Origin of the sequence: Streptosporangium minutum (assembly GCF_002149035.1) — a bacterium.
Taxonomy (GTDB): domain Bacteria; phylum Actinomycetota; class Actinomycetes; order Streptosporangiales; family Streptosporangiaceae; genus Streptosporangium; species Streptosporangium minutum.
Genome location: NZ_NGFP01000358.1, coordinates 1 through 7,534, shown reverse-complemented (window position 1 = coordinate 7,534; position 7,534 = coordinate 1). Strand labels below are relative to the sequence as shown.

Annotated in this window: 8 protein-coding genes; 4 read left to right on the top strand and 4 right to left on the bottom strand. The window is 72.4% G+C overall.

The genetic code is table 11. The features are described from left to right. Together CA984_RS41265 and CA984_RS41260 are read left to right on the top strand one after the other, a co-directional pair. A partial coding sequence (locus CA984_RS41265) for an AI-2E family transporter (RefSeq protein WP_133061937.1) occupies positions 1 to 672 on the top strand: 672 nt, incomplete at its 5' end. A gap of 102 nt (positions 673 to 774) precedes the next feature. Further along, complete coding sequence (locus CA984_RS41260) at positions 775 to 2,217, top strand: WGR domain-containing protein (protein ID WP_086578775.1); 1,443 nt, start codon at positions 775 to 777, stop codon at positions 2,215 to 2,217. A 112-nt stretch (positions 2,218 to 2,329) separates the two neighbouring features. Here the strand turns inward: CA984_RS41260 and CA984_RS41255 are convergent, their stop codons facing one another. Beyond that, entirely contained in the window at positions 2,330 to 2,800 is a 471-nt protein-coding gene (locus CA984_RS41255; protein WP_086578774.1) for a hypothetical protein, read from the bottom strand. Positions 2,801 to 2,911: 111 nt separating this feature from the next. On the opposite strand from CA984_RS41255, the gene CA984_RS41250 reads away from it, so the two are divergent. Next, entirely contained in the window at positions 2,912 to 3,436 is a 525-nt protein-coding gene (locus CA984_RS41250; protein WP_086578773.1) for a GNAT family N-acetyltransferase, read from the top strand. Between the two features lie 82 nt (positions 3,437 to 3,518). Here CA984_RS41250 and CA984_RS48955 read toward each other — a convergent pair whose 3' ends face one another. Both CA984_RS48955 and CA984_RS41240 read right to left on the bottom strand, forming a co-directional pair. Then, positions 3,519 to 4,124: a class I SAM-dependent methyltransferase gene (locus CA984_RS48955; protein ID WP_086578772.1), complete on the bottom strand. Its 606-nt coding sequence runs from the start codon at positions 4,122 to 4,124 to the stop codon at positions 3,519 to 3,521. A gap of 206 nt (positions 4,125 to 4,330) precedes the next feature. Further along, complete coding sequence (locus CA984_RS41240; RefSeq protein WP_207621237.1) at positions 4,331 to 4,522, bottom strand: hypothetical protein; 192 nt, start codon at positions 4,520 to 4,522, stop codon at positions 4,331 to 4,333. Between the two features lie 60 nt (positions 4,523 to 4,582). Between CA984_RS41240 and CA984_RS41235 the strand changes: the two genes are divergently transcribed. After that, on the top strand, positions 4,583 to 4,834 hold the full coding sequence (locus tag CA984_RS41235; protein ID WP_207621236.1) for a hypothetical protein: 252 nt from the start codon (positions 4,583 to 4,585) through the stop codon (positions 4,832 to 4,834). Between the two features lie 127 nt (positions 4,835 to 4,961). Here the strand turns inward: CA984_RS41235 and CA984_RS41230 are convergent, their stop codons facing one another. Next, on the bottom strand, positions 4,962 to 7,355 hold the full coding sequence (locus CA984_RS41230; RefSeq protein WP_086578771.1) for a Tex family protein: 2,394 nt from the start codon (positions 7,353 to 7,355) through the stop codon (positions 4,962 to 4,964). Positions 7,356 to 7,534 lie beyond the last annotated feature (179 nt).

Here is a 7,534-nt window from a genome sequence, read left to right as displayed (position 1 = left end):
GAGCTGTTCGAGCAGGCCAAGCAGTACCTGAGCCGGCGGGGCGGCGAGATCGCCAGCGGAGCCCTGGCGGGCGTGCGCACCGTGGGGGAGATCCTGTTCGGCGTGGTGCTGGCCATGATCCTGTCGATCTACTTCGTGCACAGCGGCGACCGTCTCGTCGGGTGGATCGTGGATCTGGCCCCCAGGGGAATCAGGCGGACCCTGCGTGAGAGCGGCGCGGTGATCTTCGACGTCGTCAGCCGCTACATCCGCGGGGTGGCGCTCGTCGGCATGGTCGACGGGTTCTTCATCGGGATCGCGCTGTGGGTCCTGGGCGTGCCGATCGCCCTCCCACTGGCCGTGCTGACGTTCGCCGGGGCGTTCCTGCCGGTCGTGGGCGCGTTCACGGCGGGCCTGCTGGCGGCGGTCGTGGCCTTCGTGGCCAAGGGCTGGCTGGTGGCGCTGATCGTGGTCGCGGTCACCGTGCTGGTCCAGCAGCTGGAGGGGCACGTGCTCGCCCCGCAGATCTACGGCCGGGCGCTCGACCTGCCCAGTGCGGCCATTCTGATCATCATCGCGCTGGGCAGCGTCCTCGGCGGGATCGTCGGCGCGTTCCTGGCCGCCCCGGTGGCCTCGGTCGCCGTCGCGCTGATCCATCACCGCCAGGAGGAGCAGGAGGCGGGCGCCCGCTGAGCCGCGATGGCCCGGCGTCCGGTCCCGTTCGCCGGTTCCGGTCGGATTTGTCGCCCGCCTGCCGTACGCTCCGCGGAAAGTCGACTGACCGAGAGGTGTGGCATGGCAGCGCGGAGCACGTACCTGGAACTGTCCGAGGACGGCGGGAGCTCGCACAAGTTCTACGAGGTCGTGCTCGACGGGCTGCAGGTTACGATCAGCTACGGCCGGATCGGTGAGCCGGGGCAGTCCAAGATGTCGGCTTTCGCCACCGTGGAGAAGGCCGAGGCCGCCGCGGCGAAGAAGATCGGCGAGAAGGTCCGCAGGGGTTACGCCCCCGCCGTACGCGGGGTGCGCCAGCGCCGCGCGGTCACCCGGCGCAGCGTGGTGAGCGTCCGCTCCACCGCCACCCAGGCGCCGGTGCTGTGGCGCTTCGCCAGCGGCGCGGCGGCGTTCGGGATCTTCGTCGACTCCGAGCGCTGCTGGGTCGGCAACCAGAACGGCGACGTCTACACCGTCACCCACGGGGGCACCGTCACCGGCCGCTTCCGGCTCCCCGACGGCGTCAAGTGCATCGTCGCCGACGACTTCTGGATCTACGCGGGCGCCGACGACGGCAAGGTCTACGACCTCAGCGGGAAGGTCCCCCGGCTCGCCTACGAGATCGCCGAGGACGTCGACATCTACTGGCTGGACATCCACGACGGCGTGCTGGGCGTCTCCGACCGGGCGGGCCGGATCACCACCATCGACCACGAGGACGAGTTCCAGTGGGCGCGCAAGGGACGGGGCGACTCGGCCTGGATGGTCCGCTGCGACGACGAGGCCGTCTACCACGGGCACTCCACCGGCGTGGCCCGCTACGACGCCGCCGACGGCGCGCCGGTCTGGGAGACGGGCCTCAACGGCGCGGTGCTGTTCGGCTGGCAGGAGGCGGGCTCGGTCTACGCCGGCACCTCGCGCGGCGCCGTGCACCGGCTCAGCAAGTCCGACGGCGCGACCGAGGCGGTCTACCGCTGTGACGCCACCGTCTTCTCCTGCGCCACCGCCCCCGACGGCCGCTACGTCTTCGCCGGGGACAACCACTCCTCGATCTACTGCTTCGACCAGAGCGGCGAGCGCCTGTGGAAGCTGGCCACCGGCTGCGGCTCGGCCTTCTCCATGCAGTATCTCGACGACCGCCTCTACATCGTGACCACCAATGGCACCCTGGCCTGCATCGACGCCACGGAGGAGGCGATCAAGGCGGCGCAGGGGGGCACCGTCCCCGAGCCGGTGGACGTCAAGGCGGCGGCCGGCCTGGCCGTGGTGGAGCCGACGGCGACGCTGGAGACCGTGACGCTGGAGACCGTCTCCGGCACCGGGGACGGCGTGGTCGTGGAGTGCTTCCGGGAGGGCGAGCGGCTCCGGGTGCGGGTGGTCAGCGAAGGCTACGACGTCCGGCGGAACGTGCAGTTCCCCAAGGAGGTGCGCGAGGCCGGGGCCCGCTATCTCGTCGAGGGCGTGCGCTTCTCCGAGCGGGGCGGCTTCTACCGGGCCTACGGCGACATCAGGCGCCTGCTCTGACCGCGCCGGCACCGCCGCACAGCCACAGGGTGGCGTGGGGAGCCGCCGGCCCGAGGCCGCCTCGGGCCTGAACGGCGCCGCGCCGGGGCCGTCGGGGGTCGCGGCACCGGGGTCAGGGCTTGACGGGGTGACCGTACGGCGCCTCGCCGTGGACGGGCAGCACCGACCAGTCGATGCACAGCTTCAACGGGTCCGCCGGGTCCGTCCGGACCTGCACGGTCATCCCCGGCAGCACCCCGCCGAGCAGGATCGGCGGGACCTGCTGCCGGTGCTCCGGCACGTCGTACGGCATGCCCGACGCCGGGGTGACCCGCAGCCCGAAGACCACCACGTGCCGGCCGTTGACCTGCCATCCGGTGGCGCCCATGCCGGTGATCAGCGCGTCGGCGGGCGTGCCGGTGCGCAGGAGGTGGGAGTTGCCCGAGGCGCCCGAGACCAGGAAGCCCATGAGCACGAAACCGCTCAGGCAGACGATGAAGACCCCCACCCCCCAGAGGCCGACGCCGCTCGTGGCCGCCAGCATCCCGGCGATGGCGAGCGGCAGCAGCGCCACCCAGATCAGCTTCATCCTGGCGCGGTTCATTGGTCTTCCCGATCGGATCGTTCCGTGTGCTGTGCCCCCCATGGGTAACGGCAGATGCCTGCGGGCCGCTTGACGATCGGTTGCACGCCGCCCGGCGTTAGAGTTCCACCCATGCTTCGTGGAGACAGGGTTCTGCTCAGGGCCGTGACCAAGGACGACCTGGTCGCGCTCCACCGGTTGCACGACGACGTGGAGACGGCCGTCGTCTCAAGCGCGGAGCCCTGGGCCCCGGAGACGGTCGACCAGGCGATCGCCCGCTACGAGCGGCGGGAGCCCGACCCGGCCAACGTCGTCTTCGCCGTCGAGTCCCTCCCCGGGGGCGACCTGCTGGGCTCCTGCCTGGTCTGGGGGATCGACACCCTCAACCGCAACGGCCACCTCGGCATCTCGCTGCTGCCCGAGGCCCGCGGCCGGGGGTACGCCCCCGACGTGCTGCGGGTGCTGTGCGACTACGCCTTCCGGATCCGCGGCCTGCACCGGCTGGGACTGGAGACGCTCGTCACCAACAGCGCCATGATCGCCTCCGCGGAGAAGGCCGGCTTCCGGCGCGAGGGCACGCTCCGCGACCATGCCTGGGTGGCCGGGGCCTTCGTCGACGAGGCGCTGTTCGGCCTGCTCGCCGCCGAGTTCTCCTGACCGGCGCCCTCCGCCTCCGCCGCCCGTGAGGCTCGCCGTCCGGCGGGGCCGGATCTCCCTCAGGGAGCGGGCCGGATCTTCTTCAGGGAGCGGGGCTGGTCCAGACGAGGGAGTAGCGCCAGAGCAGGTGACGCCGGTAGCGCACCCCCGGAAGCACCTCCCCGGCGATGCGCCGCATCCCGGCGTAGCTCTCCGGCGGCGGCCAGACCGTCGGGGCCGAGTGCTCCCAGTAGGTCCTGGTCCTGCCGTACAGCCGGCTTCCGATGACGGCGGCGACCTCATAGGGAAGATCGGCGGGTAGCCGGCTGCGGGCGAGCCCGACGACGACGAGCCTCCCCCCGGGCCGCAGGAGCCCGCGCATCCGATCGAGTGCCACGGCCGCGTCCATGTGGTGGAGCGTCGCGACCGAGACGACGGCGTCGAAGGAGGCGGGCTCGAAGGGGTGGGTGAGGAAGTCACCGAGAAGGTAGTCGATGTCCGAGGCGCCGTCGTGCCGTCGGGCGAGCTCGATGCTCGGCCCGTCGAGGTCGATGGCCGAGACGTGCCGGGCGGTCCGGCGCAGCTCTCGGGAGAGGATCCCCTCGCCGCAGCCGACGTCCAGGGCCCGGCCGCACCCGTCCGGCACGGCCCTGAGGATCATCGGATGGTAGTGGATGTTGTGGTTCCACCGCTCGGGCTCCGCTGTCATGCCACCAGATCTTCGCACGGCGACGGGTGGGGGCTGCGCCGGATCGGCGAACACTCCGGGATCTCCCGTGAGCAGGTCCGCCGGATGCTCGTGCCGCCCGGAGTGCGGCTCGCCACGCGGGTGTGAAGCGGTGGTGCGGCCCCGCAGGCTGCCGCCACGGCGGTGTGCGCACCCCGGTCGGCCGAGGGCCTGCCGTACAGGATTCGTCAGGACGCCGGGGTGAGCAAGGTGCGAGCGGCCCGCTCGGCCTCGGGGGGTGCGGTGGCGATGACCGCATCCAGGGTGGTGCGGGCGGTCTCCAGTTCGTGGATGGCGGCCTGGATGCGGGCGCGTTCGCGGTGGAGGTCGAGCAGGAGTTCGGGGCAGTCGGCGATGAGGGCGTCGCCGTCCTTGCCCATGCAGGGCAGCAGGTCGGCGATGGTGGTCGTGGACAGGCCGGCGGCGAGGAGGTTGCGGATGTGGCGATCCTCCTGGCCGGCATCGTCGTCATGTACGTCGGCCAGGGCCCGATCATTGCGCTGGGCACCGACCTCGTCGTCGGCTCCCCCCCGCCCGAGAAGGCCGGATCCGCCGCAGCCATGTCCGAAACGAGCACCGAACTCGGCCTGGCCCTGGGCGTGGCCGTACTCGCCCTGGTGGCCCTCCGCGGAGGGCCACCGGTCGCCGAACCCGCCTCCGGCGAGACGGCGGAGGTTCTCGGCCAGACCTGAGACCGGCCCGCGGCCGGGAGCAGGGCGGACTCCGCCCGCCTTCTCGGCGGCAGCCGCCGGAGATCGGCAAGCCGTAGTGGTCTTCAGCGGTTTCCGCCGAGCCGCCGGAGGCAGGCGCGGGGGGCCTTCAGCGGTTGCCGCCGGAGCCGTCGAGCCCGGCACGGCGCAGCGCGTCGGCCATCGCGCCACTCGGCGCGCTGCGCTGCTGGCCGCCACGGTCCTGCCGCTGCTGGCCGCCGCGTCCCTGCCCCTGGCCCTGCTGCCGGCCGCCGCGTCCCTGGCCGCCCTGCTGGCCTCCTTGCTGGCCGCCCCGGTTGCCGCCGTCACGCCGGCCGCCGCCCTGCTGGTCGCGCTGGCCGGAGCCCTTGGCGGGCTCGTCCTCCAGCCGGAGGGTGAGCGAGATGCGCTTGCGGGGGATGTCGACGTCGAGCACCTTCACCCGGACGATGTCGCCGGGCTTGACCACCTCGCGGGGGTCCTTGACGAAGTTGTGCGACAGGGCCGAGACGTGGACGAGCCCGTCCTGGTGCACGCCGACGTCGACGAACGCGCCGAAGGCGGCGACGTTGGTGACCACTCCCTCCAGCAGCATGCCGGGGGTGAGGTCGGAGAGCTTCTCCACGCCCTCCTTGAAGGTCGCGGTCTTGAAGGCCGGACGGGGGTCGCGGCCGGGCTTCTCCAGCTCGGACAGGATGTCGGTGACGGTCGGCAGGCCGAAGGTGTCGTCCACGAAGTCCTGCGGCCGCAGGGCCCGCAGCACCGTGCCGTTGCCGATCACCTTCCTGATGTCGCCGCCGGCGGCCGACAGGATCCGGCGGACCACGGGGTAGGCCTCGGGGTGCACGCTGGAGGCGTCGAGCGGGTCGTCGCCGTCGGGGATGCGCAGGAAGCCCGCGCACTGCTCGAAGGCCTTGGGGCCGAGCCTGGCCACGTCCTTCAGCGCCTTGCGGGAGCGGAACGGGCCGTTGGCGTCACGGTGCTGGACGATGTTGTCGGCCAGGCCGGAGCCGATGCCCGAGACCCGGGTCAGCAGCGGCGCCGAGGCGGTGTTGACGTCCACGCCCACCGCGTTCACGCAGTCCTCGACCACCGCGTCGAGCGAGCGCGACAGCTTGGTCTCGGCGAGGTCGTGCTGGTACTGGCCGACGCCGATCGACTTGGGGTCGATCTTGACGAGCTCGGCCAGCGGGTCCTGGAGCCGCCGTGCGATCGACACGGCGCCGCGCAGGGACACGTCCATGCCGGGCAGTTCCTGGGAGGCGAAGGCGGAGGCGGAGTAGACCGAGGCCCCGGCCTCCGACACCACGATCTTGGTAAGCCCGGGGACCAGCTTCACCAGCTCGCCGGCGAGCTTGTCGGTCTCCCTCGACGCGGTGCCGTTGCCGATCGAGACCAGCTCCACGTCGTGCTTCCTGGCCAGCGCGGCCAGGGTGGCCAGCGACTGGTCCCACTGGCGGCGCGGCTCGTGGGGGTAGATCGTGTCGGTGGCCAGGACCTTGCCGGTCGCGTCGACCACCGCGACCTTCACGCCGGTGCGCAGGCCCGGGTCGAGTCCCATCGTCGCGCGGCTCCCCGCGGGCGCGGCGAGCAGCAGGTCACGCAGGTTGGCGGCGAACACGCGCACCGCCTCCTCCTCGGCGGCCTGCCACATGCGCATCCGCAGGTCGATGCCGAGGTGGACGAGGATGCGGGTGCGCCAGGCCCAGCGGACGGTGTCGGCCAGCCACTTGTCGGCGGGACGCCCCTGGTCGGAGATGCCGAAGCGGTGGGCGATGCGCCCCTCGTAGGTGCCGGTGGGCTCCTCCTCCGGCTCCAGGGTGAGGGTGAGGATCTCCTCCTTCTCCCCCCGGAACATCGCCAGGATCCGGTGGGAGGGCAGCTTGGTGAACGGCTCGGCGAAGTCGAAGTAGTCGGAGAACTTGGCCCCCGCCTCCTCCTTGCCCTCGCGGACCGCCGCGACCAGGCGGCCCTTGCCCCACATCCGCTCGCGCAGCTCCCCGACCAGGTCGGCGTCCTCGCCGAACCGCTCGACCAGGATCGCCCGGGCTCCGTCCAGCGCGGCGGCGGCGTCGGGAACCCCCTCGCCGACGAAGGCCGCCGCGGCGGCCTGCGGGTCGACCGACGGGTCGCCGAGCAGGCCGTCGGCGAGCGGTTCGAGCCCGGCCTCCCTGGCGATCTGCGCCTTGGTCCGCCGCTTGGGCTTGTAGGGCAGGTAGATGTCCTCCAGGCGGGCCTTGGAGTCGGCCGCCACGATCTGCGCTTCGAGGGCGTCGTCGAGCTTGCCCTGGCCGCGGATCGACTCCAGGATCGCGGCGCGCCGCTCCTCCAGCTCGCGCAGGTAGCGCAGCCGCTCCTCGAGCGTACGCAGCTGCGTGTCGTCGAGCATCTCGGTGGCTTCCTTGCGGTAGCGGGCGATGAACGGCACGGTGGCCCCGCCGTCGAGCAGCTCCACGGCCGCCTGCACCTGCCGTTCGCGCACACCAAGCTCTTCGGCGATCCGCTGATGAATAGACGTCGTCACGATCTCTCTTCCCTCGTGGTGGCAGCTGTGATGGGCGGCCGTGGTGAGCAGCCCCCAAGCTACCGCGTCGTCCCGGCATCGGGCCGGTCGGAGAGGCAGGTCGGGTCCGAGGTGTGACAGGGGCCGTCCGGGCGGTTGCGGCGGGGTGGCGTTCAGGCCGCCGCCGGCCCGTGCGGGGC